This is a genomic window from Pantoea hericii (assembly GCF_014155795.1).
GTDB lineage: Bacteria > Pseudomonadota > Gammaproteobacteria > Enterobacterales > Enterobacteriaceae > Pantoea > Pantoea eucalypti.
Genome location: NZ_SCKV01000001.1, coordinates 750,661 through 775,240 on the forward strand (window position 1 = coordinate 750,661; position 24,580 = coordinate 775,240).

The 24,580-nt window shown below is 55.1% G+C and carries 21 protein-coding genes; 17 read left to right on the top strand and 4 right to left on the bottom strand.

What is annotated here, in order from left to right:
• The first annotated feature begins 416 nt into the window (after positions 1 to 416).
• Positions 417 to 1,691, top strand: coding sequence for an oxalate/formate MFS antiporter (gene oxlT / locus H7K52_RS03450; protein ID WP_140033127.1), 1,275 nt, complete (start codon positions 417 to 419; stop codon positions 1,689 to 1,691).
• 174 nt (positions 1,692 to 1,865) lie between these two features.
• Here oxlT and cirA read toward each other — a convergent pair whose 3' ends face one another.
• Together cirA and H7K52_RS03460 are read right to left on the bottom strand one after the other, a co-directional pair.
• Positions 1,866 to 3,839 carry a catecholate siderophore receptor CirA gene (cirA, locus tag H7K52_RS03455; RefSeq protein WP_182629691.1) on the bottom strand — a complete coding sequence of 658 codons (1,974 nt, stop codon included), beginning with the start codon at positions 3,837 to 3,839 and terminating at the stop codon, positions 1,866 to 1,868.
• Between the two features lie 50 nt (positions 3,840 to 3,889).
• Positions 3,890 to 5,041 carry an ABC transporter substrate-binding protein gene (locus H7K52_RS03460; protein ID WP_182629692.1) on the bottom strand — a complete coding sequence of 384 codons (1,152 nt, stop codon included), beginning with the start codon at positions 5,039 to 5,041 and terminating at the stop codon, positions 3,890 to 3,892.
• Positions 5,042 to 5,664: 623 nt separating this feature from the next.
• Here H7K52_RS03460 and H7K52_RS03465 point away from each other — a divergent pair.
• The 11 genes from H7K52_RS03465 to H7K52_RS03515 all read left to right on the top strand — a co-directional run bounded on the left by H7K52_RS03465 (position 5,665) and on the right by H7K52_RS03515 (position 15,975).
• Positions 5,665 to 6,495, top strand: a complete 831-nt coding sequence (locus tag H7K52_RS03465) for a DeoR/GlpR family DNA-binding transcription regulator (RefSeq protein WP_008926749.1) — start codon at positions 5,665 to 5,667, stop codon at positions 6,493 to 6,495.
• A gap of 12 nt (positions 6,496 to 6,507) precedes the next feature.
• Positions 6,508 to 7,491, top strand: a complete 984-nt coding sequence (locus tag H7K52_RS03470; RefSeq protein WP_008926750.1) for a substrate-binding domain-containing protein — start codon at positions 6,508 to 6,510, stop codon at positions 7,489 to 7,491.
• 1 nt (position 7,492) lies between these two features.
• Positions 7,493 to 8,998, top strand: a complete 1,506-nt coding sequence (locus tag H7K52_RS03475) for a sugar ABC transporter ATP-binding protein (RefSeq protein WP_182629693.1) — start codon at positions 7,493 to 7,495, stop codon at positions 8,996 to 8,998.
• Positions 8,991 to 9,980: an ABC transporter permease gene (locus tag H7K52_RS03480; protein WP_182629694.1), complete on the top strand. Its 990-nt coding sequence runs from the start codon at positions 8,991 to 8,993 to the stop codon at positions 9,978 to 9,980. Before H7K52_RS03475 ends, H7K52_RS03480 begins: the two co-directional genes overlap by 8 nt.
• A gap of 15 nt (positions 9,981 to 9,995) precedes the next feature.
• A complete protein-coding gene (locus H7K52_RS03485; RefSeq protein ID WP_105099276.1) occupies positions 9,996 to 11,045 on the top strand; it encodes an ABC transporter permease in 1,050 nt (349 codons plus the stop codon).
• A complete protein-coding gene (gene alsE, locus H7K52_RS03490) occupies positions 11,045 to 11,737 on the top strand; it encodes a D-allulose 6-phosphate 3-epimerase (RefSeq protein WP_003850331.1) in 693 nt (230 codons plus the stop codon). The genes H7K52_RS03485 and alsE overlap by 1 nt, the downstream gene beginning before the upstream one ends.
• On the top strand, positions 11,734 to 12,630 hold the full coding sequence (alsK, locus tag H7K52_RS03495) for an allose kinase (RefSeq protein ID WP_182629695.1): 897 nt from the start codon (positions 11,734 to 11,736) through the stop codon (positions 12,628 to 12,630). Before alsE ends, alsK begins: the two co-directional genes overlap by 4 nt.
• Entirely contained in the window at positions 12,627 to 13,589 is a 963-nt protein-coding gene (locus tag H7K52_RS03500; protein ID WP_003850334.1) for a ribokinase, read from the top strand. The genes alsK and H7K52_RS03500 overlap by 4 nt, the downstream gene beginning before the upstream one ends.
• Before the next feature lie 328 nt (positions 13,590 to 13,917).
• Entirely contained in the window at positions 13,918 to 14,163 is a 246-nt protein-coding gene (locus H7K52_RS03505) for a YmjA family protein (protein ID WP_003850337.1), read from the top strand.
• A 144-nt stretch (positions 14,164 to 14,307) separates the two neighbouring features.
• Positions 14,308 to 14,796 (top strand): cold-shock protein, encoded by a 489-nt coding sequence (locus H7K52_RS03510; protein WP_003850339.1) that lies wholly within the window; start codon positions 14,308 to 14,310, stop codon positions 14,794 to 14,796.
• A gap of 324 nt (positions 14,797 to 15,120) precedes the next feature.
• Positions 15,121 to 15,975: a PA4780 family RIO1-like protein kinase gene (locus H7K52_RS03515; protein ID WP_003850345.1), complete on the top strand. Its 855-nt coding sequence runs from the start codon at positions 15,121 to 15,123 to the stop codon at positions 15,973 to 15,975.
• A gap of 68 nt (positions 15,976 to 16,043) precedes the next feature.
• Here the strand turns inward: H7K52_RS03515 and mgtU are convergent, their stop codons facing one another.
• On the bottom strand, positions 16,044 to 16,175 hold the full coding sequence (mgtU, locus tag H7K52_RS18920; protein ID WP_008926754.1) for a magnesium transporter protection protein MgtU: 132 nt from the start codon (positions 16,173 to 16,175) through the stop codon (positions 16,044 to 16,046).
• Positions 16,141 to 18,843 carry a magnesium-translocating P-type ATPase gene (gene mgtA / locus H7K52_RS03520; RefSeq protein WP_003850349.1) on the bottom strand — a complete coding sequence of 901 codons (2,703 nt, stop codon included), beginning with the start codon at positions 18,841 to 18,843 and terminating at the stop codon, positions 16,141 to 16,143. Before mgtA ends, mgtU begins: the two co-directional genes overlap by 35 nt.
• 657 nt (positions 18,844 to 19,500) lie before the next feature.
• Between mgtA and H7K52_RS03525 the strand changes: the two genes are divergently transcribed.
• The 5 genes from H7K52_RS03525 to H7K52_RS03545 are packed head-to-tail and all read left to right on the top strand — an operon-like array spanning position 19,501 to position 24,465.
• A complete protein-coding gene (locus H7K52_RS03525) occupies positions 19,501 to 21,069 on the top strand; it encodes an ABC transporter substrate-binding protein (protein ID WP_008926756.1) in 1,569 nt (522 codons plus the stop codon).
• A complete protein-coding gene (locus H7K52_RS03530; RefSeq protein ID WP_003850352.1) occupies positions 21,069 to 22,121 on the top strand; it encodes an ABC transporter permease in 1,053 nt (350 codons plus the stop codon). The genes H7K52_RS03525 and H7K52_RS03530 overlap by 1 nt, the downstream gene beginning before the upstream one ends.
• Entirely contained in the window at positions 22,118 to 22,975 is an 858-nt protein-coding gene (locus tag H7K52_RS03535; RefSeq protein WP_003850353.1) for an ABC transporter permease, read from the top strand. Before H7K52_RS03530 ends, H7K52_RS03535 begins: the two co-directional genes overlap by 4 nt.
• Positions 22,965 to 23,795 (top strand): ABC transporter ATP-binding protein, encoded by an 831-nt coding sequence (locus H7K52_RS03540; protein ID WP_140915753.1) that lies wholly within the window; start codon positions 22,965 to 22,967, stop codon positions 23,793 to 23,795. Before H7K52_RS03535 ends, H7K52_RS03540 begins: the two co-directional genes overlap by 11 nt.
• Positions 23,788 to 24,465 (top strand): ABC transporter ATP-binding protein, encoded by a 678-nt coding sequence (locus H7K52_RS03545; RefSeq protein ID WP_105098873.1) that lies wholly within the window; start codon positions 23,788 to 23,790, stop codon positions 24,463 to 24,465. Before H7K52_RS03540 ends, H7K52_RS03545 begins: the two co-directional genes overlap by 8 nt.
• Positions 24,466 to 24,580 lie beyond the last annotated feature (115 nt).

A 24,580-nucleotide genomic window follows, 5' to 3' on the forward strand; every position in this document is an offset into this window, starting at 1 on the left:
TTTGCGTTTCCAGTTTTTTCATACAGCCTGAATCTACCCATTCCATACCCAATCTTTCAGCCACCGGTTAAAGCTCTTTACGACAGCCCCTATCAGCGCATCATCCTAAAAACCAAAACCACCGGCTACCTTTCTGACCACCAGCGCTTTCCCACGCACCATCTCAGCGCACTAAATCTTTGCACTTCATCACACTAAACCTCTAAGCCATCTTATTACATGTTGATATTAATGGTTATTTTTGTTGGCACATTTTCTGCTTAATTCTCTTCTTACACCTATGTACCGGCATATCGGTCTCAGTAATCTGGCATTAGCAGCAGGCAAAGGTTTGGAACTGCGCAATGCCAGAACAGTGTGTAAACAGAGCAGACTGATTTCAGCTGTGTAGCAGAGCGTAAAGTGGAGACATAATAATGACCTCGATAAGCGAACCGGTGGTAATAGCGAAAAACAGCAAATGGGTGCAGCTTCTGCTTGGACTCATTTGCATGGCGGCTATTTCCAGCCCGCAGTACGTCTGGACGCTGTTAACCAAACCGATGATTGCCAAACTCGGCGTCGGGCTGGCGGAACTGCAGGTCACGTTCTCGCTGCTGATTATTCTGCAGACCTTTTTTTCACCCTTCCAGGGCCGGCTGGTTGAGCGCTTTGGTCCACGTCTGCTGATCTCCATCGGTACGCTGATGGCGGGCTTCAGCTGGGTAATCGCGGCCCGGGTCGATAGCCTGACGGCTCTCTATCTGGTCTATGGCTGCCTGGGCGGACTGGGGACGGGGATTGTGTATATCGGCGTAGTGGGACTGGTGATGAAGTGGTTTCCACAGCAACGCGGTTTTGCCGCCGGAACAGTGGCGGCAGGCTATGGCATGGGTGCGATTTTTACCACCTTCCCGATTTCCATTTCTCTTAATAGCTACGGGCTGGAACAGACGATGACGACATTTGGTCTCATCTTCGCCGCTGTGGGCCTTCTCGCCAGCCAGAACCTGAGGCTGCCTGAAAGCAGCGCGATGATGCCGGTCAGCAACACATCGTCACCCGTACGAGGCCAGCGCCAGTTTAAATCCAGAGAAATGCTGCGCCAGCCGCTGTTCTGGCTGATGTTCATGATGATGACAATGATGTCGACCTCAGGGTTGATGGTCACTTCGCAGATGGCGATTTTTGCCGAAGACTTCGGCATCAGCAAAGCTGTCGTTTTCGGTATGGCCGCCCTGCCCCTGGCGCTGACCATCGACCGTTTCACCAATGGTTTGACGCGCCCGCTGTTTGGTTTTATTTCCGACCGCTACGGCCGCGAAAATACCATGTTTATTGCCTTCGCACTGGAAGGTGTCGCGATGACGTTGTGGCTCGCCTGCCGTGAAGATCCCGTGCTGTTCGTACTGCTTTCAGGCGTCGTGTTCTTCGGGTGGGGTGAAATCTTCTCGCTGTTCCCCTCCACACTAACCGATACTTTTGGCAGTGAAAATGCCTCCACGAATTATGGCTGGCTCTATATGTCTCAGGGAATTGGCTCGATCTTTGGTGGGCCGCTGGCGGCGCTGATGTATCAGCACACCCATAACTGGCACCTGGTCTTTGGCTGCGCGATTACCTTCGACTTTATCACGGCCGGTCTGGCGTTGTGGGTGCTCAAGCCCTGGCGTGCACGCTTTATGCACGCGCAAAATAATCGTGCACATTAATTGTCGGTGAGTGACATCGCTGAATGAGATCAGAACTGAACAGGCATCTTCTGCGTTCTTACAATGCATCGTCAGGACGGACTGATTCTGATGTCAGGCTCTGATGGAACCCGTAGTAACCACTTAAAGCGCAAAAACAGCCGGGACTGCTGATGTCCCGGCCGGCGCTGACGATCAGAAACTGTAATCAACAGCCGCGAAATATCTGCGGCCATCTTCGTTATAGCTGTAGTCGTCGCGGTTGAGATCTTTATCGGTCAGGTTCAGAACGCCAGCATTGATTTTCACCGCTTTGTTCACCTGATATGACCCGCCGGTATTCCAGGTGGTATATCCGCCTGGTGTTGCATTGCCATCGGTCACCGTGCGGCTCTTGCCTTTGTAATTCGCGGAAAGATAGAAGCTCCAGTCCTCCAGCGGTTTCCAGTCAAGCGTCGCATTTGTCGTGTGGAACGGCAGTTCAGACAGCGGTTTGTTGCCGCCGTTACTCAGATCGCGGGCGTCATTGTAGGTGTAATTCAGCCGGAGATTCAGCTTGTCGGCGACCGGCAGACCGAGCTCCGTTTCCAGCCCGCGGATCCGTGCTTTATTCACGTTGTAATAGCGGAAGATCGGATTGCCGCTGGCATCAAATCCGGCAAAGTTTGGATAGGATGGCGCCAGACTGCGGTTGGCGGTGCGGATAACCGTAATCATGTCGTCAATGTCGTTCTGAAACACCGTCGCGCTGGCGGTAACATCTTCAAGCCACCCTCTCTGACCGGCGTAATAGAGTCCGAACTCCATGCTTTCGCTGGTTTCTGCTTTCAGATCCTTATTGCCCACCACATTGCAGCTCCCGCGGCATGAACCACTGAGCCAGTCCGGGCTCAGTTGAAGCAGAGAAGGCGCTTTGAAAGCGGATGCCCAGCCGCCTTTCAACGTGACCGTATCGGTGGCGTTGTAGACCAGATAGGCACGCGGGCTCCAGTTGACGCCGTAGTTCTCGTGGTCATCCATGCGTACGCCGCCAGTCAGCGTCAGGTTTTCGAAGATGTGCCATTCATCTTCCAGGAACAGCGCATACTGATTAGCCTGCACGCTGCCGCCATTTTTCATGTTTACCGCATCTTCCAGCTTATCATTGCGGTATTCACCGCCGAACGTCAGGAATTGAGTGTAATCACCCAGCGGGATCACGACTTTGCCGTCGAGAGAATTGTTTTTCGAGGTAATGGTTTTGGCGTTTTTATTTTCGATTTTTTCACCGTAAAAACGCAGTTCGGTATTCGCCACTCCCCAGCGGCCAGCGTGGCCGAGCGAGTAGTTTTCGCGCTCGATACGGTTTTTATCCAGCGTGTCGGAATCCCGATCCTGACGATCCATCCCGTAACCGAACGTGATGTCCTGATCTTTATCCGGCGTCAGTGAGAATTCCACATTAGCATTACGCGATGTGTAACCTTCAATGCGCGGCTGACCAGTGCTGCCACTGGCGGAACTGGCCTGATCTTTATTGCGTTTACCCAGCGCACCATAAACTTTCACGCCCAGTAAATCGTCAACCAGCGGGCCGCTGGCAAAGAAATTGCCGTTGCCGCTGTCACCGCGATCGCGGTGTTCCTGAACGGTGGTGTCTGCGCTCAGCGTGCCGTGCCACTGGGTGCCGACTTTACGGGTGATAATGTTGACCACACCACCCAGCGCATCGGACCCATATAAAGAGGACATTGGCCCGCGCACCACTTCAATACGTTCGATCGATTCTGCCGGGATCCAGCTCAGATCAAAATCGTTATGGCGGAAGACGGCGTTGCGGGAATTCACGCGTTTGCCGTCGACCAGGATCAGCGTGTAGCTGCTGCCCAGTCCGCGAATGCTGACACCCTGTCGGTTATCGCTTTCATTGGTGAGCTGTACGCCGGGAACGTCTTTCAGCACCTCTTTGAGGTTTTGTACCGGTTTTCTCTGCAGATCTTCGCGAGTGATTACGCTGATACTGGCGGGGGCATCTTTGAGATTTTGTTCGACAGAGGAGGCTGTAACCACCATCTGATCTTCATTTTCTTTCACCTCGCTGGCCTCTTCTGCCATCACCGGCATCGTGGCAGTAATCAGTTGTGCAAACAGCCCCGCTTTAACGGCAGGTGTAAAGTTAGTCTTAACCATTTCTTCTCTCCGAGAGGTAAAACGCCCCGGCAGCCGGGGCAAAGTTCCTTTTACTCTGTCCAGTAAGTGCCGGTCGGTTCGACAGCGAGGAACTGTTTATAAAGTTGTTTTTGTGTTTTCTGCGGATCGAGCCCGGCAAACTTTTGCGGATAAAATGCTTTGGCAAAGTACTGAACGGCCAGCACGTTATAGGGAGAGTTGTAATAGTTGTGCCAGATGCCAAAACTGCGCCCCTCTTGCACGGCTTTCAGCGTGCTGATGCCTTTACGCGCCAGCAGCGGCTTCAGGCTGGCGCTTGCCTGTTCTGGTGAGGTCTGCGCGCCCAGCACTAAACTGACCGGCTGCGGATCACCCGCTTTCGGTGGTCTGGCACCGCCGCTGACCAGATAGACATCCGGCTGCGCGGCAATGACTTTTTCCAGATTCACCTGACCGAGCGCGCCCGGCAGCAGAGGTTTGGCGATATTCACGCCACCCGCCAGATCGATAAAATCACCCATGTTGCCGTTACCGGCTGAGCGGCAACATTCATCTGCTGTGGAGGCTCGCAGTTCGATAAAGACTTTCGGTTTATTCTGCAGCGGGATATCGCGGGTCACATCGGTGACGCGTTTAATATTTTCCTGATAGAAGCGGATGTACTCCTGCGCCTGTTTCTCACGATTCAGTACTTTGCCCAACAGTTCCATACTCGGCAGAGTGTTTTTGAGCGGAGAGGTGCGGAAGTCCACAAACACCACGGGCACACCGGCGTTTTGCAGCTGTTTCACCAGCTCACTTCCTTTGCCCGGACCGTGACCCGACAAACCGAAAATCGCCAGCTGCGGATTCAGTGTCAGCACTTTTTCAGGGCTGATGGTGTCGGCACTGGTCGTGCCGATCAACGGAATGTTGTCGATTTGCGGGAACTTCGCCCGATAGGTGGCGTAGGTTTGCGGGTCAAGTTTACGGAAATCGCCCTGCCAGCCGACGATTCGGTCAAACGGTTTCTGGCCCTCAAGCAGCGAAAGAGCGAAGAACAAGCGGCCTTCTCCGAGTACCACACGCTGAACATCATCCGGCACGGTAACCGTGCGTCCCGCAACGTCTGTGACGGTGACCGCCTGTGCCGTTACACTAAGCAAACCGAACGTGAGGCCTGCGAATCCGGCAGCTACCTGCTTGCCAGAAAGCACTTTTACTAATTTCTGAGGATAATTCATCTTCTTCCGATTCCTTTGCGTTTCCCTGAAGAAGAACGAACAATAATGTAAACGATAACTATTATCAATTACATTTACATTTGTACGTAGCCCGGTGATTGAGCGCACTAAAGCGCCCATAAACAACGGTCAGAGAGTCACAAAACTGAAAGATGAAAAGCGTGAACGAGGCTGCGCATTCCATTACGGCAGTCTCGTGATCATAAAAGCAGAAACCGCTCAGCGGAAGAACCATTGCCGGAACAGCTTGATTTTCGTCTGAATCACCAGGACTGAGTCTGTTATTTTTTCTCTTTCCATCACCCTCAGGTGACTTAACAGGAACGCTGAGAAAGTCAGGCGTGGATTTAAACGGTCAAACCCACACAAACGGTCATAAACAGTCACGCCATAGCAACAATGTCTATATAGTTTATTAACCCTTTTGGTGATTGCTACCTGCCGTATAAGGCTAATTATGTGAGCAAAATCACTAAATAATGCAATGAGCCGCAATATTTTTCATGAAATATTTCGACTTCATCACCTTATAAACGCCAGCGAAATTTACCCACGTGGACTCCTGCCCAGTCCACATTTTCCCGTGTCTGCTTCCAGTACTTTATATCCATCGGAGGATAAGTATGTTGCCGATTGAAAGACAGCAAAGAATTATTAATGAGATTAATATAAATGGCCGGGTAATTGTCTCAGAACTGGTCACTCTGTGTCAGGTTTCACAGGAAACTATTCGGCGTGATTTAAGCCAGCTTGAAAAGCGCGGTTTATTACAACGCAGCCATGGCGGCGCCGTTCTGATAAAAAAACAGAACACTGGCACACAAGGAAATAGCAGAATCGCTAACCAAAGTGAATTAACTTTTCGGCAGCGAATTAATGAGCACGTTGATGAAAAAATGATTATTGCCAAACGCGCGCTCGACTTTATCAGCCCCGGCGACTGTATTTTACTGGATAGCAGTACCACCTGCTGGTATCTGGCGCGACAGTTGCCAGACATTGAATTAACGGTATTAACCAATTCGCTGCGCATCGTACAGACGCTTGCCGCTCGCGGCAGTATTCGCACTATCTGTCTGGGCGGTGAATATTCCGATCGTGATGAGGCTTTCCATGGGGTGGTGGCTGAGCAACCACTACGGGAATTTCAGATTAATAAAATATTTTTTTCCTGTAGCAGTCTGGGTAACGACGGATATTTACGCGAAGGCAATGAGAATAATGCACACCTGAAACAACAGATGCTGCTGGCCGCCGAAAAAAAACATCTTTTAATGGATGGCAGTAAATTTCTGCGGCCCTCGTTCGCCCGGATATGTCATTACCGCGATGTCGATTTTCTTATTACTGACCAATTAAAAGATAAAGAGCTTGAACAGGAACTGGCGTGGAATGGCGTTAATGTCATCGTCTGTTCACAGCGTTATCAATCCATGCAGCTAATTAAAAATTAACCCGGAGTCTGTATGAAAAAACATCTTATCGCCTGCTCTTTACTTGCTCTGTTTGCCGCCACGGGCGCGCAAGCTGCTGATAAATTGCGTATGGGTATTGTGGTCAAAATTGGCGGTATTCCCTGGTTCAATGCCATGGAAACCGGCATTAAAAGTGAAGCAGCGAAGCGCGGTATTGATGCGTGGATGGTCGGCCCTACTGCCGCTGACCCGGCACTTCAGGTGCGTGCCATTGAAGATTTGATTGCGCAGAAAGTCGATATCATCGGCGTGGTCCCCAACGATCCAAAAGTGCTGGAGCCGGTGCTGAAACGGGCACGCGATGCCGGTATCGAAGTCATTACCCATGAGTCTCCCGGTCAGCAGGGCGCCAACTGGGATTTTGAACTGGTCGATGCGACAACCCATGGCATCAATCATATGAAAGCACTGGCGAAGTGCATGCACGATGAAGGCAAATACGCCATGTATGTGGGCAGCCTGACGGTGCCGCTGCATCAGCAGTGGACTGACGCCGCACTCGCTTATCAGAAAGAGCACTACCCCAAAATGCAGCTGGTCACCGACAAATTTGGCGTTGGTGAATCACTGGATGACTCCATCCGTACCACAAATGAGCTGATGTCTAAATATCCGGATCTGAAAGGCATCCTGGCGTTTGGTTCGCAGGGGCCAATCGGTGCCGGACGTGCGGTCATGAACCGTAAAAAAATCGATCAGGTTTGTGTCCTTGGCTCTTTCAGTCCGGGACAGGGTGCCTCCCTGGTTCAGCGTAACGCCATCAAAGGAGGCTACATCTGGAATCCTGAGACCGCAGGCGAAGTCTTTGTGCGTATTGCCGACATGATGCAGAAGAAAGAGCCGATTACTGACGGCATGACGATTGAGGGGCTGGGCAAGGTAAAAGTGGATGAAAAGACCCACACCATTCTCGGTAACAACACAGAGAGTCTGGATAAAGAAAACCTGCCAAAACTGGTAAAAATGGGGCTTTGATATGCAAGAGGTCACTCCACAGACACTGATTGCGCTCGATAACCTGTCGAAAACATTTGGTGGTAACCGCGCGCTGAGCGATATCTCCCTGACCTTACTGGCAGGCGAAGTGCACTGTCTCGCTGGCACCAACGGCTGTGGCAAGAGCACTCTGATCAAAGTGATTTCCGGGGTGCACGCCCCGGACAGCGGCAGCCGCATCACCCTGGGCGACGGCGCGCCACTGCCGCGCCTCACTACCCGGCAGGCGCGCGACTTCGGTATCCAGGTGATTTATCAGGATCTGTCGCTGTTTCCCAACCTGAGCGTGGCAGAGAACATCGCCTTTGAGCATAACCTCAACGGCCTGCTGCGCTGGCACCACCGCACGCGGCTGCAGGAAAGCGCGCGCAGCATTATTAATGAGTTAAAGTTCGACCTGAATCTGGATGAAAAGGTCGCAGCGCTCTCCATCGCGCAGCGTCAGCAGGTGGCGATCTGCCGTGCCCTGGTCGCCGATGCGCGGCTGGTGATCATGGATGAACCCACCGCCTCCCTGACCCGAACCGAAGTAAATCAGCTGCTGCGAACCGTACGCTATCTGAAAGACAAAAATATCTGCGTGGTGTTTGTCAGCCACCGGCTTGATGAAGTGCTGGAGATTTCTGACCGCGTTACGGTAATCCGTGACGGGCGCAAAATGGGCTGCTGGCCCGCGCAGGAGATGACGCCGCACCACCTGACGGAGCTGATGACCGGTCTGAAACTCGACTATCAGCTGAAAGCGCCGACGCGCAACGATGACCGCGCCATTCTGGAGATAGAAGATTTAACCCGCGCCGGCCAGTATCACAACGTCAATTTTAAATTGTATGAAGGCGAGGTGCTTGGGCTGTGCGGCCTGCTCGGCTCCGGACGCACTGAACTGGCACTCTCACTATTCGGCATGACACGTCCCGACAGCGGTAAAATTTGGCTCGACAGTAAGCCGGTACGCTTTCGCGGCCATGAAGATGCAATCAAAGCGGGTATCGGCTATGTGTCGGAAGATCGCCTGACGCTGGGCCTGGTGCAGCAGCAGTCTGTGGCAGACAACATGGTGCTGCCGATCCTCGACAAACTCCAGAACCGGTTTCACCTGATTGATGAATACCGCAAGAACAAGCTGATCCTGCAGTGGATCCAGCAGCTTGGCGTGCGCGTGGCCGATCCGAACCTCGCCATTTCTACCCTCTCCGGCGGCAATCAGCAGAAAATTGTGCTGGCGAAATGGGTGCTGACCCAGCCGCGAATTCTGATCCTCGACTCGCCTACCGTTGGGGTAGATGTGGGTGCCAAGGCCAGTATTTACCAGTTGATCCATGAGCTGGCGAAAGAGGGCCTGTCGATCATTCTGATTTCCGATGAAGTGCCAGAGGTCTGGTACAACTGCGACCGCATCCTGCATTTCCGCGATGGCACGATCCATGCCGAATATCAACCTGATAGCGTCGAGCAGCAGCAGCTGGCGGAGGTGATCAATGCCTGACTTTTCCCGTTTTCGTCCGCACTCCAGTCAGGGCTGGCTCGCCTGGGTACTGCTGGCATTCATTCTGTTTTTCTCGGTTGCCAGCGATCAGTTTCTCACCATGCAGAATCTGCTGGATCTGGCAGAGAGCTATGCCGTCACCGGCATCTTTGCACTGGGTCTGTTTGTGGTGCTGGTCACCGGCGGTATCGATATCTCCTTTGCGGCTGTCGCCTCCGTGGTGCAGTACCTGCTTGCGTCACTCTTTGTGCAGTTCCAGTTCGATAATGCGCTGCTCAGCATTGTGCTGGCGGTGATGTGCGGCACGCTGTTCGGCGTAATCAATGCGCTCCTGATTACCACGCTGCGGGTGGTCTCCATCATCATCACCATCAGCATGCAATCGCTGCTGTTCGGACTGCTGATGTGGGTAACCGGTGGCCGCAGCCTCTATTCGCTGCCGGAGTGGTGGATCACGCTGCGCAACGTGCTGCCGTTCAGCTGGCAGGGAGAGAGCTTTCAGGTGGGCCTGCCCCTGGTCACGATGCTGCTGATTGCTGCAGTAACGGCCCTGCTGCTGAACAAAACCAATCTGGGCCGTCAGCTTTACGCCGTCGGAGGGGATGCGGAGTCAGCCCATCGTATTGGTATTCGCGTTGGACTGATCCACGTTTTCGCCTATGGCTGGCTGGGCGCGATGGCGGCGATTGGCGGGCTGGTACAGGTCTATCGCATGGGCGAAGTGGTGCCGAATGCGCTGGTTGGCGGTGAGCTTGATGTCCTGGCGGCGACAGTGCTGGGCGGCGCCAGCCTGATGGGCGGCAAAGGCACAGTCAGCGGCACACTGATGGGGGTTTTCCTGATCGCCATTCTGAAGAACGGCCTCAATCTGGTGGGAGTATCGAACTACTTCATGAATATCGTGGTTGGCGGCGTCATCATGATTGCGATCGCCGTGACCCATTACAAAAAACGCAAAGAAACTGACGTCAGTTTCGTGTGACAGAGGGCACTGATGATGAAATCACTGACTGCACTGCGCCCGGACGGCACCAACATCGGCCTGATGCTGCTTATCGCGCTGGCGCTGGCCATCTTTACGGTGATGCTGCCGGGTCGCTTCCTGACCGACTCAACCTTTATGAGTATGGCATTTCAGCTGCCGGAGCTGGGCTTACTCACACTGGCGATGTTTATCGCCATCCTCAGCGGCGGCCTGAACCTTGCCATTATCGCGACCGCTAACCTGACGGCGCTGTTTATCGCCTGGACGCTGATGAGCGCCCTGCCCGCCGGAGCCGGCATGGCGCTGCAATTGCTCTGGCTGTTCATCGCCATCATTGGCGCCATGCTGATCGCCGCCGTAATCGGCGTGGTAACGGGTCTGATGGTAACGCGAATCGGCGCGCACCCGATTCTGGTCACACTCGCAACAATGATGACGCTGAACGGTATCGGTATCTGGCTGACCAAAGGGGCTGCCGTCAGCGGCATGCCGCCGGTGGTACAGGCGCTGGGTGCTGATACGCTGCTGGGTATGCCGCTGCCGCTCTGGGTATTCCTGATCGCCGCCGCGCTACTGGCACTGTTTCTCGGTAAAACCCGCGCGGGAAAATGCATTTACATGGGCGGCAGCAATATCAACGCCACCTGGTTCAGCGGCATCAATACCCATCGCATGGTGATGCTGGTCTATGTGATCTCCAGCCTGCTCTGCGTACTGGCAGGCCTGATTATGATGGCGCGCTTTAACTCCGCGCGCATGGGTTACGGCGATGCTTATCTGTTACTGACGGTACTGGCGATTATTCTTGGCGGCACCGATCCCAACGGCGGATTCGGTCGCGTCACCGGTGTGGTGCTGGCACTGATTGCGCTGCAGGTACTTTCAACCGGTTTCAATCTGATGAACATCAGTCAGCACGTCAGCCTGGCAATGTGGGGCGCGGTATTGATTGTGGTCCTCGCCTTTAAACAATTTAAAACCCGATTCAACGAACACCGTGCAGTAAAGCTCAGCAGGCTGGCCGCGGTGCTTAATCCTCTGTCTGAAAAGAAGGAAGTATGATGCGTACTCAAATCTCCCCGTCACTGATGTGTATGAACCTGATGGAGATCAAGCACCAGCTACAGGTTCTCGACTCGCGCGCTGACTTTCTTCATGTGGATATCATGGATGGTCATTACGTTAAAAATATAACGCTCTCCCCTTTCTTCATTGAGCAGATCCGTCCTTTCACCCGCGTGGCGATCGACGTGCATCTGATGGTGGAAGAGCCGACTAATTTTATCGAGGCGGTTGCAAAAGCGGGGGCTGACTATATCTGTCCGCACGCGGAGACGATCAACCGCGACGCGTTTCGCGTCATTAATCTGATCCGCAGTTATGGTAAAAAAGTGGGCGTGGTGCTCAATCCAGCCACCCCAATCTCATATATTCAGCACTATATCCATTTGCTCGACAAGATCACCGTGATGACGGTGGATCCGGGCTACGCCGGCCAGCCTTTTATCCCGGAAATGGTTGAAAAGGTGCGTGAGCTGAAAGCACTGAAGCAGCAGCACGGATATCACTATCTGATCGAAATCGACGGCTCCTGTAACACCCGCACTTATCACCAGCTTATTGGCGCGGGCGCAGAAGTCCTGATTGTCGGTACCTCGGGCTTATTTAACATTCATGACGATTTAGCCACCGCGTGGAAGATGATGCGCGACAGCATTGATGAAGCCCAGGGGCTGGCGCAGGTGTCTGCATGAAACCGCGCTGGCTCGGTATCGACATTGGCGGCACCGGTACCCGGCTGCAGCTCATGGAAGCGGGAGGCGTCTGGAGCAGCTTTCGCAAGGTGCCCACCGCCAGCTGGGCCCGGCAGCCGGACGCGCTGCAGGCACTGGCTCAGCTTATTGATGATACGCTGGAACAGCAGCCGGTCAGCGGCATTATGCTGGGCCTGCCGGGTATCCTCAGCCGCGACAGAATGCAGGTGATTTCGCTGCCTTTTATCCAGGCGCTGGACCACCAGCCTGTGGCGGCACGTCTGGCAGCGGAGCTCGGTGTGCCCGTGGCGATGGACAAAGATGTGAACCATCTGATGCTGTGGGATCTGCTGCAGCTGGAGCAACTGCCGGATAACGCCGTCGGCCTCTATCCCGGCACCGGAATGGGCAACAGTCTGTGGCTCAATGGCCAGTTTTATCATGGCGAGCATGGCGGTGCTGGCGAACTGGGGCATGTGCCGGTGGCAGGCAATGATCTTCCCTGCCCGTGCGGTAATCGCGGCTGTGCGGAGACCCTGACCTCAGGCCACTGGCTGAGTCACTGGGCCGAGCTGAACGCCGCCGACACGCCTATTTCTGCGCTGTTTACCCATCACGGCGACCAGCCTGAACTTCAGGCATTTGTGCGACGGCTGGCGCAGCTGATTGCAACTGAGATGAATATACTCGACCCGGAATATCTGATCCTCGGCGGCGGTGTGCTGGCGATGGCTGATTTTCCGCTGGCGTTGCTGCGCAACCAGATTCAGCAGCATCTTCGGCCACCGGTCACGCGCGAAAACCTGAAGATCATTTTCAGCCACTCAACCGACTACACGGGCTGTCGCGGTGCCTGTCTCGCCGCCGAACGCCTGTTCAGGAGCGCAGGATGAAAGGAAAAGTATGTGTTTTCGGTTCCTTTAACCTCGATGTTGTTGCCGTGATGCGTCGCTTTCCGCTACCAGGGGAGTCGCTGACAGCGCACAACAGCATGATGGGCGCGGGCGGTAAAGGCGCCAATCAGGCTACGGCGGCGCTGCGCGCTGGTGCTCGGGTGCACTACATCGGTAAAGTGGGCAATGACGATTTTGGCCTTTTCGCGCGACGTCATCTGGAGAAAACCGGCTTTGACGCCATTACGCTGTTTACCTGTAAAGAGAAACCCACCGGTAACGCGCTGATTTACGTCGCAGGCGACGACGCTGAAAATATGATTTCTGTCTATCCGGGCGCCAATACCACCGTGACCGCTGCAGAGGTCACGCGCTGCCAGCCTACGGTAGCCGCTGCCGATATTCTGCTGGTACAGCTGGAAAACAACCTGAGTGCCATTCAACGCATGGTTGATAACGCGCGTGCCAGCGGCACCTTTGTGATTCTCAACCCGGCGCCGTGGCAAAAAATCAGCGATGCGCTGCTGGCAAAGGTTGATTTGCTGACGCCTAACAGCACGGAAGCGAGCCAGCTTAGCGGGGTAACCGTTACTGATTTTGCCAGCGCACGTCGCGCCGCTGAGGTACTGCATCGTAAGGGTGCGCGTCAGGTCATTATCACGCTGGGCATTGCTGGCGCCCTGCTCTCTACACCTGCGCAGCAGCAGCGTATTCCGCTTTTTCCGGCACAGCCGCGCGATACCACAGGTGCTGGCGACGCGTTTAATGGCGCGCTTGCCGCCCGGCTCGCGTCCGGCGAGGATCTGCCCCAGGCGGCGCGATTTGCTGCGGCATTTGCCTCACTCTGTGTCGAACGTGCCGGCGCAGCCGACTCGATGCCCTCCTATGCCGAGGCTTTCGCGCGGCTGCAGGCGCATCCGGAATGTATTATCGAGCCGATTGAGAGCGTAATCGCGTGATGCAGACCGGCAAGCTGATCTTCATCAGTTCCACTCTGAACTCGCGCTGAACAGCGCGAGGATTTTCAGGAGAGTGCTCATCGGGCATCTCCTCCCGTGCCTGGCAGGAAACCGTCGTGCTGCGACGTGTTGATGGCGTTAAAGCCCGGCGATCAGTTATCAGGAGGGGAATCGTTTTTTGCTCAGTATAAAATGCTCAACGCCTGAAGATGTGCGCTGAAGCCCTTCCCCCTTTACAGCTCCCGCCCAAACACGAAATAATCTCCTTTTGAGCCATGCCACGAACGACGGTGAGGCCTTAACGTAACTTCAACGCTGCGGACACCCTATGAATAACGAAATTTCTCTCAAATATTATGATGTCGCAGATGAGTATGCGACGGAGTCTGCTAAGCCGGTAAGCGAAGCAGAACGTACCCCGCTGGCCCATTACTTCCAGCTGCTGATCACCCGTTTGATGAACAACGAAGAGATCAGTGAAGCGTCGCAGCAGGATATGGCGCGTGAAGCCGGCATTGATGAGCAGCGTATTGATGATATCGCGGAGTTCCTGAACCGCTGGGGCAACGAGTAACTGTTACTCATCGCCAGACGAGTGAGCGCCATACCGTCGCTCCCTGGCGCAGCTGAAAATTATCATCCAGACTTGTATAGTCTGTGCAGGCATTGTGTTTTACACTGCGCGCTGTAAAAAACTGAGTAGATTAAGCAGGCAAAAATGGCGATGAACGGAACGATCACAACGTGGTTTGAAGATAAAGGTTTTGGCTTTATCAAAGATGAAAACGGCGATAACCGCTATTTTCATGTGATTAAGGTCGCCAACCCTGACCTGATCAAAAAAGATGCGGCGGTGACCTTTGAACCCACCACCAACAACAAAGGCTTATCTGCCTATGCGGTGAAAGTCGCGCCGACAAGTAAATACATCTATATCGCAGGCGAGCGGCTGAAGATCACCTCGATCAAATCTTACCTGGTCTACAGCGAAGAAGTCCCGGTCGATGCCGGTGTCGACAAAGAGAACGCGGTGCTGTCAGTCGGCCTGTTGCTGAATAATATCCGGCCGAAATCCGACACGAAAGCGAATGAAATGCGTTCGCTGAAAAAGCTGGCGGTCACCACATTCCAGGGAACCACGCTGACCTTCTCTGAAGATGAGATCGACATCGACAGCACGGTTAATGTGCTTAAAAGCCTGAAATAATCCCGCAGGTGGGCCAGTATCCTGTGAAAAGGATGCTGGCCTGACAGACCGCTTCGGTCTGCTCTACAGGTTTTTCCCCGGATACATCATCCCTGCCAGCTGTGCGCAGTGGCCAGAAAACGATACTCGTGCAGATCAAACTGCCCTGCTCTTCCAGCTAATCCATTGTTTATGAAAAAACAAAGGTCAAACGCGCTGGTCATCAAGGATCATCCCCATAAAGCCACATTCCAGGGTAGAATCAGATTCTTTGTTCAGTCATTGCCAATATTTCCATCATCGCAAATTGATACGAAAAGTGGGTGAAATAAGGTATAAAGCCGCATGAAAATCCCAAACAGAATCCAGCCACTGGTCGATGACGGCCTGATTGACGATGTCCTGCAGCGGCTGAAAAGCGGCAAAGAAGCAGACGTCTATACCGTGCTTTGCGGCGGCAAGGTGCAGTGCGCCAAAGTCTATAAAGAAGCGACTCAGCGTAGCTTCAAGCAGGCGGTGCAGTATCAGGAAGGACGTAAAACCCGCAACAGCCGTAACGCCCGCGCCATGCAGAAAGGCACGAAATTTGGCCGTAAGCAGCAGGAAGAGTCCTGGCAGACTGCCGAAGTAGACGCATTGTTCCGCCTGGCTAACGCCGGTGTTCGTGTGCCGCAGCCTTATCTCTGCATCGACGGTGTGTTACTGATGGAGCTGGTAACTGACGCCAACGGTGCGGTTGCGCCTCGCCTCAGCGATGTCATGCTCTCCGAAGAGCAGGCAATCACCGATTTCAACACCATGATCCGTAACATCGTCCGCATGCTCTGTGCAGGTATCGTGCATGGTGACTTATCCGAGTTCAACGTGCTGCTGGACGATCAGGGACCGGTGATTATTGACCTGCCCCAGGCGGTTGATGCGGCGGCCAATAACCATGCCGAGTCGATGTTCGAACGTGACGTAAACAACATCACTTCATACTATGGTCAGTTCGCTCCGCAGCTGCTTAAGACGCGCTATGCCAAAGAGATCTGGTTGCTGTATGAGGATGGCAAGCTCACACCAGAAACGCCGCTTACCGGAGAGTTTGTGGAAGAGGAGCGCGTGGTTGATATGGATTCGCTGATGGATGAGATCATCACTGCAGAGGATGAATATTACGAACGCCAGCGCGCCAGCCGTGAGCGCGACGAAGAGTAATCGCCCATTAATAAAAAAGGCAGTGAGTCGCCTCGCTGCCTTTTAATGTTCGCAGTTTTACAACGCTATCATCGCACCACGACCGTCAGCGCAATCAGAGTTAAGCCGATAATCATCACGCCGACAAAAACTTTATCGAGCCTGCCTTTTTTCATCTTCTCCTCCCTAGAACCACTGACCAAACCTGCGGATGTAGACATGTTTCATTCCCTGCGCCACCAGGCAGTAGCTGAACAGCGTCAGCACCAGCCACGGGAAGTATTGCCATGGCAGTGGCACCAGACCGACCATCGCGCCCAGCGGTGAGAACGGAATCAGGATGCCCAGCGCCATAATCGTCAGCGTGGTCAGCATCACCGGTAAGGTGGCGCGACTCTGGATAAACGGAATCTTCCGGGTACGCAGCATATGCACTACCAGCGTCTGTGACAGCAATCCCTCGATAAACCAGCCGGACTGGAACAGCGACTGCACGCCCGCATGATTCGCGCCAAAAACGAACCACATCAGCGCAAAGGTCGTGACGTCAAAAATTGACGACGTCGGCCCCATCCACAGCATGAAGCGTTTAATGTTGCCGGCATCCCATTTACGCGGCTTATTCAGAAACTCACGGTCAACCTTGTCCCACGGCAGTGCCAGCTGGGAAATGTCATACATCAGGTTCTGAATCAGCAGATGAATGGAGAGCATCGGCAGAAACGGAATAAAGGCACTGGCCACCAGCAGCGAGAAAACATTGCCGAAGTTGGAACTGGCGGTCATGTTCAGGTACTTGATGATGTTGCCAAAGGTCTCGCGTCCTTTGAGGACACCTTCATTCAGCACCTGTAAATCTTTCTCCAGCAGGATGATGTCCGAGGAGGCTTTCGCCACATCTGCCGCGCTGTCCACGGAAATCCCGGTATCCGCCGCCCGGAGTGCAGGCGCGTCATTAATGCCATCTCCCAGGAAACCGACGGTGTGACCATTCTGCTGCATCAGCCGCACCAGACGTGATTTCTGCAGCGGCGTAAGCTGGGCAAACAGCGTGCAACGTTCCACTTCCTGCGCCAGTTCGTCATCGTTCATCGCCTCAATCTGATCGCCGGTCAGCATCGCCGGATCGGTCAGTCCGACATCGGCACAGACACGCAGCGTCACCAATGGGTTGTCGCCGGTCAGCACTTTCACCGCCACACCACTGTCGCGCAGGGCTTTAATCGCTTTACCCGCGCTGGCTTTTGGCGGATCGCGGAAGGTCAGCATGCCCTGAATAACCAGATCGCGCTCGTCACTGTCGTTGAGCGGCGCGCGCAGCTCCTCATCACGGGTTGCCACGAGCAGCACACGATAACCCTGCTGATGATAGTGTTCGGTCTGTGTCAGCAGCGCCGCTCGCTGCGCCGCATCCAGTGCAACGACCGCATCGCCCTTGCGCACGGCGATACTTACCGCCAGCATCTCTTTGACTGCGCCTTTGCAGATCAGCTGTGAACGATGCTGAGCCAGATCTTCCACCAGCACTGAAACCCGGCGGCGATCAAAATCAAACGGCAACTCATCCACCAGTTGAAACTGGCTGCGCAGAGACTGCGAAATGATTTTATCGCCCGCGCTGAGTACGGCGCGGTCCATCAGGTTTTTCGCGCCACTCTGGCTGCTGCCGTTCAGCCATGCCAGCAGCAGGACCTGAGCATCTTCATTGCCCTGTGCATCCAGATGATGCGCCAGCAGAATGGTGTCCTGAGTCAGCGTGCCGGTTTTATCCGTGCAGAGCACGTCCATTGCCCCAAGGTTCTGAATGGCATTGAGCTTTTTAACGATGACTTTGCGACGAGACATCGCAATTGCGCCTTTGGCCAGGTTGGCGCTGACAATCATCGGCAGCATTTCCGGGGTCAGCCCGACCGCAACCGCCAGTGCAAATAGCGTGGCATCCATCCAGTCACCTTTGGTGAAGCCATTTATCAGCAGCACCACCGGCACCATCACCAGCATAAAGCGGATCAGCAGTTTGCTGACGCTATTCACCCCGCGATCAAATGCAGTTTGCGGACGGCTTCCGGTCAGCGATGAGGCCAGCGAGCCAAACCAGGTTTCGCCACCGGTCGCGACGACGACGGCGCTGGCTGTACCGCTGGCTACGCTGGTACCCATCAGGCAGATATTCGCTGACGCCAGCAGCTCTTTAGCAGTCTGGCCTGTGCCGTCAATACCCGCATCACTGCTGTGTTTCTCAACCGGCAGCGACTCGCCGGTCAGCACCGCTTCACTGATAAACAGGTTACGTGAACTCAGGAGGCGCACATCGGCTGGCACCTGGTCGCCAGTGCTGAGCAGAATAATATCGCCCGGCACCAGTTCACTCATATCCACATCCTGGCGCTGTGCGGTTTCGCTGTCCGCCTCACGCCGCAGCACGGTAACCTGGCTACGAACCAGTGACTGCAGCGCCTGCGCCGCACGGTTGGTGCGAAACTCCTGCCAGAAGCGCAGCAGCCCGCTCAGCATCACCATGGTGCAGATGATGATCACCCCGGAAAGATCGGTCTCCTGACCGGCGCGCAGCGGCAGCCAGTAGTCCGTTACAAAACTCACCAGCGCCAGGACCAGCAATACGTAGATAAACGGGTTATTAAACGCCATCAGCAGCTGAATCAGCGCCGGTGGCGCTTTCTCATGCGCGACTTCATTGCGGCCGTACAGGCTCAGGCGTTTCGCCGCTTCAGCCTGAGTCAGGCCCTGGTGGTGGCTGCGCAGGTTTGCCAGCGTCGTCTCAATGTGCTGGCCTGCCTGCTGTGCCACAGCAAACATTTTTTTACTTTTTTTATCGTTACGGTTGCCGGATGAAGTGATCGCAACCTGCTCCAGTTTCATGTCGCTCATTTCGACATCTCCCTGATTTAAAGCAATAGTTGTCCTGCACGCAAAATAAGGTGCATGGATAAAACCTGGCGAAGCCGGGTTATTTAATGCGGTGACCTTCAGGAATAATCACGTTATTCCGCCTGCACGCAAAATAATGACGCGCACAGGATTAGCCGACGTCGGTTAAACGCAGCATGTTGAAAGTCTGAGATCGTCAATCGGGCGTAGCATGCGCTACGCCAATCGGGGCGGAGGAAAAAGAGCGAATATAAACAGCAGCATAAGGCGCACTCCTGTGAATGACAGGATTTAAAAAAGGAGCGCGATCGTTAATTAAAGCGGGGATCGCTGCTCGCCGGTTGGCAAGCAGCAAAGAAAATTCAGCTTGCCAGAATTAAAGTTAATCGGGTATCACTGTCCAACTGAATTCTCCTGAAATTATCTGCAGCCATTATAAAGAGCGTCTGGCTGCGGTAAAGCAATAATAACCTGAATAATGGTTTCGTTGAGGTTTTGTTTCTGCTCAGCTTACCGCTTCGTTAACAGAGTGGCGATCTTCTTATAACCAGCAGGTAACCCTTATAACCTTTTGGCATATGATTAGCCCATATTCGACTATTCTTCACACCGGCCCTTTCGTAAACTCGCGTAACTTTTTAGAGGCAAGGAAATTTCATGAAAACTATAATTCCATCACTGCTGGCGCTGACGCTGGCTGGCGCCTTCACAGCACAGGCCGCAACACCAAAAGATACGCTGGTAATTGCACAATCTACTGACGACGCCGACAGCTTCGATCCGGCCAAAGGGTTTGAACTGACCAGCGTTCAGGCTTTTACAAACATCTATCAGCGTCTGGTCCAGTCCGATCCGCAGAACCCGGTGGACCTGAAGCCTACTCTGGCGACCTCATGGCAGCCCGGCAGCGACAACCGCAGCCTGACCTTTGAACTGCGCAAAGATGCGAAATTCTCTACCGGCAACCCACTGCGTCCGGAAGATGTGATCTTCTCGCTGGGCCGCGTGGTAAAGCTGAACCTCGATCCCTCTTTCATCCTGACACAGCTTGGCTGGACTAAAGATAACGTCGACGGCTTCCTGAAGAAGGTCGACGACAATCACGTGCAGATTAGCTGGACGGCTAACGTCAGCCCGACCTACGTGCTGAGCCTGCTCTCTGCCCCGGTTTCTTCCATCATTGATGAAAAAACCGCGATGGCGAACGCGAAGAACGGCGATTTTGGTAACGCCTGGCTGGCAACTCACTCTGCGGGCAGCGGTCCGTATCAGATCCGTAAAGTGGTGATGCATCAGGTGGTACTGCTCAGCGCTAACCCGACCTCACCGGCGGGCGCGCCAAAGATGAAAAATATCCTGATCAAAAACGTACCGGAACCGGCTGCGCGTCGTCTGCTGCTGGAACAGGGCGATGCCGATATCGCCCGTAACCTGGGTGCCGATCAGATCGCTGCGCTGAACGGCAAGAAAGGCGTGAAGACGGAAGCGATTCCCATGGCGTCGCTCTACTACATCCAGTTCAACATCGGCGCAAACGAGACGATGAAGAATCCGGCCTTCTGGGAAGCAGCACGCTACCTGTGGGATTACAAAGGTATTGCCAACGAACTGCTGAAAGGCCAGTTTGACGTGCATCAGAGCTTCCTGCCGAAGGGCTTCCTGGGCGCAATCAACGACACGCCATACAGCTACGATCCGGAAAAAGCCAAAGCGATCCTGAAGAAAGCGGGCCTGAGCAACGTGACCTTCAAGCTCTCTACCAGCAACCAGCCGCCTTATCTGGATATCGCACAGGCGCTGCAGGGCAGCTTCGCCAAAGCAGGCGTGAAAGTGGAAGTGGTGCCGGGCCTGAGCTCAGAAGTGTCGACCAATGTGAAAGCGCATAAATATGAAGCGACGCTGAACGCCTGGGGTTCTGACTACTTCGATCCCAATACCAATGCCGCCTCGTTTGCTTACAACCCGGAAGATGGCAGCAAAACCATCGCTTACCGTTCAGACTGGCATATTCCTGAGCTGAACAAGCAGGTGATTGCGGCGACAGCAGAAAGCGATCCGAAAAAACGCGTGGCGCTGTATGAAGCAATGCAGCGTGAAGTAATGAAAAATTCACCTTACGTGATTGGGATGCAGGCGAAGAACCTGATCGCCCTGCGCGACAACCTGAAAGGCTACGTGCAGGGTATCAACCCTGACATGGTGTATTATTCGCAGGTTACTAAGTAATGGCACAGTCTGTCCCTTCAGCCGGGTTCGCCCGGCTTTTTTGGCAGCGTGGCGGACGGCTGATCGGTAGCGTATTGTCGCTGCTGGTCACGTTGCTTGGCCTGCTTGCCTTCACCTTTATGCTGTCGCATCTGTCGCCGATTGATCCGGTGCAGCAGATTGCCGGCGATCACGCCAGTGAAGCGACTTACGCGCAGGTGCGTCATGACCTGGGTCTCGACGAGCCGGTGCTGATGCAGTTCTGGCGCTATGTCGAACATCTGGCGCACGGCGATCTGGGTGTCTCCCGTCTGACCAATCAGTCGGTGAGTGGCGATCTGATGTCCACGTTCCCGGCCACCATTGAGCTGGCGACCTGCGCGATGATCTTCGCGGTGGTATTCGGCGTCGCGCTGGCGCTGCTGGCGGCCTGGAAACCGGGCAGCTGGATCGATAACCTCGCCCGCTTTATCTCGCTGCTGGGCTACTCGGTGCCGGTGTTCTGGCTCGGCCTGCTGGGTCTGCTGCTCTTTTATGCGGTGCTGCACTGGTCCGCCGGACCGGGACGACTGGATGATATCTGGGTCTATACCCTTGAGCCGAAAACCGGCTTTGTGCTGATCGACAGCTGGCTCTCAGGTGAACCGGAGATGTTCCGCAACGCGATTGCGCACCTCTGGCTGCCGGTGGTGATTCTCGGTCTGCTGGCGATGGCGGGCATTACCCGCCTGCTGCGTGCGGCGCTGCTGGAAGAGAGCAGTAAAGAGTATGTGGTGCTGGCGCGTGCCAAAGGTGCCGGTCGGGTGCGCATCCTGCTGCGCCATATATTCCCTAACGTGCTGGGCACGCTGGTTACGGTGATCGCCCTCTCCTACGCTACGCTGCTGGAAGGCTCGGTGCTAACCGAAACCGTCTTCGCCTGGCCGGGTGTGGGTCGCTATATGACCAATGCGCTGTTCTCCGGCGATGTGCCGGCGATTCTGGGCTCAACCCTGTTGATTGGCAGCTGCTTTATCCTGATTAACACCCTGGCAGATGTTTTAACCTGGTTAACCGATCCGAGAACCCGATGACGCAACAACTCTCTGAACCCGAAACGCTACGACCACGCCGTCGCCGTCAACGCGTGACCTCGTTAACCGTTGGCCTGACGCTGGTCGCGATTCTTATCCTGATGGCGCTGCTGGCACCGCTGATTGCACCTTTCGACCCGAATGTGCAGACCATGTCGAGCCGCCTGCTGGCGCCGTCAGCACAGCACTGGTTTGGCACCGATGGCTTTGGCCGCGATCTGCTGTCGCGCGTGATTTACGGCACACGCCCTACGCTGCTGCTGGTATCGCTGATTCTGGTGCTGACTATTCCGGCCGGACTGCTGATCGGCATCACCGCCGGTTACGTTGGCGGCTGGACCGAACGCCTGCTGATGCGCATCACCGATATTTTCCTGTCGCTGCCCAACCTGGTAATCGCGCTGGCGCTGGTGGCGATTCTCGGCCCTGGCCTGATGAACGGCGCGCTGGCACTGGCGCTGACCAGCTGGCCGCCGTTTGCCCGTCAGGCACGCGCTGAAACGCTGGCACTGCGCCGCAGCGATTACCTCGCCGCCGCGCGGATGCAGGGCATTACGGGCTTTCGCCTGATGTTCGGTCATATCCTGCCGCTCTGCATGCCGACGGCGGTGGTCCGCGCTGCGCTAAGCCTGGGCGGGATTATCCTGGCTGCTGCCGGACTCGGTTTCCTCGGTATGGGCGTTCAGCCGCCGACGGCTGAATGGGGCTCAATGGTCGCCGAAGGCAGTAAAGTGATCTTCGATCAGTGGTGGGTTGCGGCTGCACCGGGTGCGGCGATTCTGTTTGCCAGCCTGGCCTTTAACCTGACAGGCGATGGCCTGCGCGACCGACTGGATACCCGTCATGCAAAATAATCTGCTCCTTGCCGAAGGGCTGACCATTCGCAGTGATGAAGCACTGCTGGTCGATAACATCAGCTTTTCCGTGGGCCGCGAACGTGTGGCGCTGGTCGGTGAGTCCGGCTCCGGGAAGTCGCTGACCGCCCGCAGCCTGATGGGACTGCTCTCGCCCGCGCTGCATCTGCAGGCCAGCCAGCTTCAGGTGGCCGGTGAGAATGCGCTGACGCTGAGTGAGCGTCACTGGAACCAGCTGCGCGGTAACCGCGTGGCGATGGTGATGCAGGACCCGAAATATGCCCTTAATCCGACGCGCACCATTGGCTGGCAGGTGGAAGAACCGCTGATGCTGCATCGCCGCCTGAGCCGTGCCGAGCGTAAAGAGAAAGTGTGTGAGATGCTGGATGCGGTCGGCCTGCCCGATCCGCGTCGGCTGATGCAGCAGTATCCGCATCAGCTCTCGGGCGGCATGGGCCAGCGTGTGATGCTGGCAATCGCACTGATCACCGATCCTGACTTCCTGATCGCTGATGAACCCACCTCTGCACTGGATCATGCCATGCGCGATCAGGTGCTGGCGCTGATTCGCGGTCTGGTGGAAGCGCGTAACATGGGTCTGCTGCTGATCAGCCACGATTTGCAGCAGGTTTCGGAACATTGCGAGCGGGTGATGGTGATGTACAAAGGCCGGTTGCTGGATACGCTGCCCGCCGCTGAACTGCCTCACGCGACCCATCCTTACACCCGCACACTGTGGGCCTGCCGTCCGGGTAAAGCGACCCACGGACAGACTTTACCGGTGCTGGATCGCGCTGCGCTGGAGGCGAATTATGATTGAGTTACACAATCTCAGCGTCGCCCACAAACAGGGTTATGACCTTCGCACCGTGGTGCATGAGGTTAATCTTGAGGTTAACGCGGGCGAGTGTTTTGGTCTGGTGGGTCCTTCGGGCTGCGGCAAATCGTCACTGCTGTGGGTGCTGGCAGGTCTGAACCCACACTGGCAGGGCCAGATGCAGCTTGCCGGTCATACTGTTCAGCCGGGCAAAGCCTTTACCGGTGCGCTGCGTCAGGAAGTGCAGATGGTGTTCCAGGACCCTTATGCCTCGCTGCATCCGCGTCACCGGCTGCGTCGCACCCTGTCGGAGCCGCTGAAGCTGCTGAAACGCGAGAATATCAACGATCGTATCGATCAGGGTTTCCGTCACGTCGGACTCGATCCTGCACTGGCAGATCGCTATCCACATCAGCTCTCCGGCGGTCAGCGTCAGCGCGTCGCCATCGTGCGCGCCCTGCTGCTGCAGCCAAAGATCCTGCTGCTGGATGAGCCGACATCGGCACTGGATATGTCAGTGCAGGCGGAGATCCTCAACCTGCTCAACGATCTGAAACAGCAGGATGGTCTGACAATGGTGCTGGTCAGCCACGATCCCGATGTTATCGATCATATGTGCGATCGCGCAGTGCGTATGGCACAGGGCCGCATCATCGAACAGATCTCTGCCTGAAACCCGGCCGGACGGCGTTAATCTGCCGTCCGGCGCTGTTTCACTCGTCGCGCATTTCGTAACTCGCCTCTTAATCGGCATTAACCCCTCTTCTCTCCTGCCGGACGGTGTGTGG

Excerpts from the sequence above, each read along its gene's own strand:
- H7K52_RS03500 (WP_003850334.1), top strand. The coding sequence starts at position 12,627 with ATGAAAGGAAAAGTATGTGTTTTCGGTTCCTTTAACCTCGATGTTGTT.
- H7K52_RS03530 (WP_003850352.1), top strand. The coding sequence starts at position 21,069 with ATGGCACAGTCTGTCCCTTCAGCCGGGTTCGCCCGGCTTTTTTGGCAG.
- cirA (WP_182629691.1), bottom strand. The coding sequence starts at position 3,839 with ATGGTTAAGACTAACTTTACACCTGCCGTTAAAGCGGGGCTGTTTGCA.
- H7K52_RS03460 (WP_182629692.1), bottom strand. The coding sequence starts at position 5,041 with ATGAATTATCCTCAGAAATTAGTAAAAGTGCTTTCTGGCAAGCAGGTA.
- H7K52_RS03545 (WP_105098873.1), top strand. The coding sequence starts at position 23,788 with ATGATTGAGTTACACAATCTCAGCGTCGCCCACAAACAGGGTTATGAC.
- H7K52_RS03515 (WP_003850345.1), top strand. The coding sequence starts at position 15,121 with ATGAAAATCCCAAACAGAATCCAGCCACTGGTCGATGACGGCCTGATT.
- oxlT (WP_140033127.1), top strand. The coding sequence starts at position 417 with ATGACCTCGATAAGCGAACCGGTGGTAATAGCGAAAAACAGCAAATGG.
- H7K52_RS03465 (WP_008926749.1), top strand. The coding sequence starts at position 5,665 with ATGTTGCCGATTGAAAGACAGCAAAGAATTATTAATGAGATTAATATA.
- H7K52_RS03480 (WP_182629694.1), top strand. The coding sequence starts at position 8,991 with ATGCCTGACTTTTCCCGTTTTCGTCCGCACTCCAGTCAGGGCTGGCTC.
- alsE (WP_003850331.1), top strand. The coding sequence starts at position 11,045 with ATGCGTACTCAAATCTCCCCGTCACTGATGTGTATGAACCTGATGGAG.
- mgtA (WP_003850349.1), bottom strand. The coding sequence starts at position 18,843 with ATGAGCGACATGAAACTGGAGCAGGTTGCGATCACTTCATCCGGCAAC.
- alsK (WP_182629695.1), top strand. The coding sequence starts at position 11,734 with ATGAAACCGCGCTGGCTCGGTATCGACATTGGCGGCACCGGTACCCGG.
- H7K52_RS03505 (WP_003850337.1), top strand. The coding sequence starts at position 13,918 with ATGAATAACGAAATTTCTCTCAAATATTATGATGTCGCAGATGAGTAT.
- H7K52_RS03470 (WP_008926750.1), top strand. The coding sequence starts at position 6,508 with ATGAAAAAACATCTTATCGCCTGCTCTTTACTTGCTCTGTTTGCCGCC.
- mgtU (WP_008926754.1), bottom strand. The coding sequence starts at position 16,175 with ATGTCTACATCCGCAGGTTTGGTCAGTGGTTCTAGGGAGGAGAAGATG.
- H7K52_RS03510 (WP_003850339.1), top strand. The coding sequence starts at position 14,308 with ATGGCGATGAACGGAACGATCACAACGTGGTTTGAAGATAAAGGTTTT.
- H7K52_RS03475 (WP_182629693.1), top strand. The coding sequence starts at position 7,493 with ATGCAAGAGGTCACTCCACAGACACTGATTGCGCTCGATAACCTGTCG.
- H7K52_RS03485 (WP_105099276.1), top strand. The coding sequence starts at position 9,996 with ATGAAATCACTGACTGCACTGCGCCCGGACGGCACCAACATCGGCCTG.
- H7K52_RS03525 (WP_008926756.1), top strand. The coding sequence starts at position 19,501 with ATGAAAACTATAATTCCATCACTGCTGGCGCTGACGCTGGCTGGCGCC.
- H7K52_RS03535 (WP_003850353.1), top strand. The coding sequence starts at position 22,118 with ATGACGCAACAACTCTCTGAACCCGAAACGCTACGACCACGCCGTCGC.
- H7K52_RS03540 (WP_140915753.1), top strand. The coding sequence starts at position 22,965 with ATGCAAAATAATCTGCTCCTTGCCGAAGGGCTGACCATTCGCAGTGAT.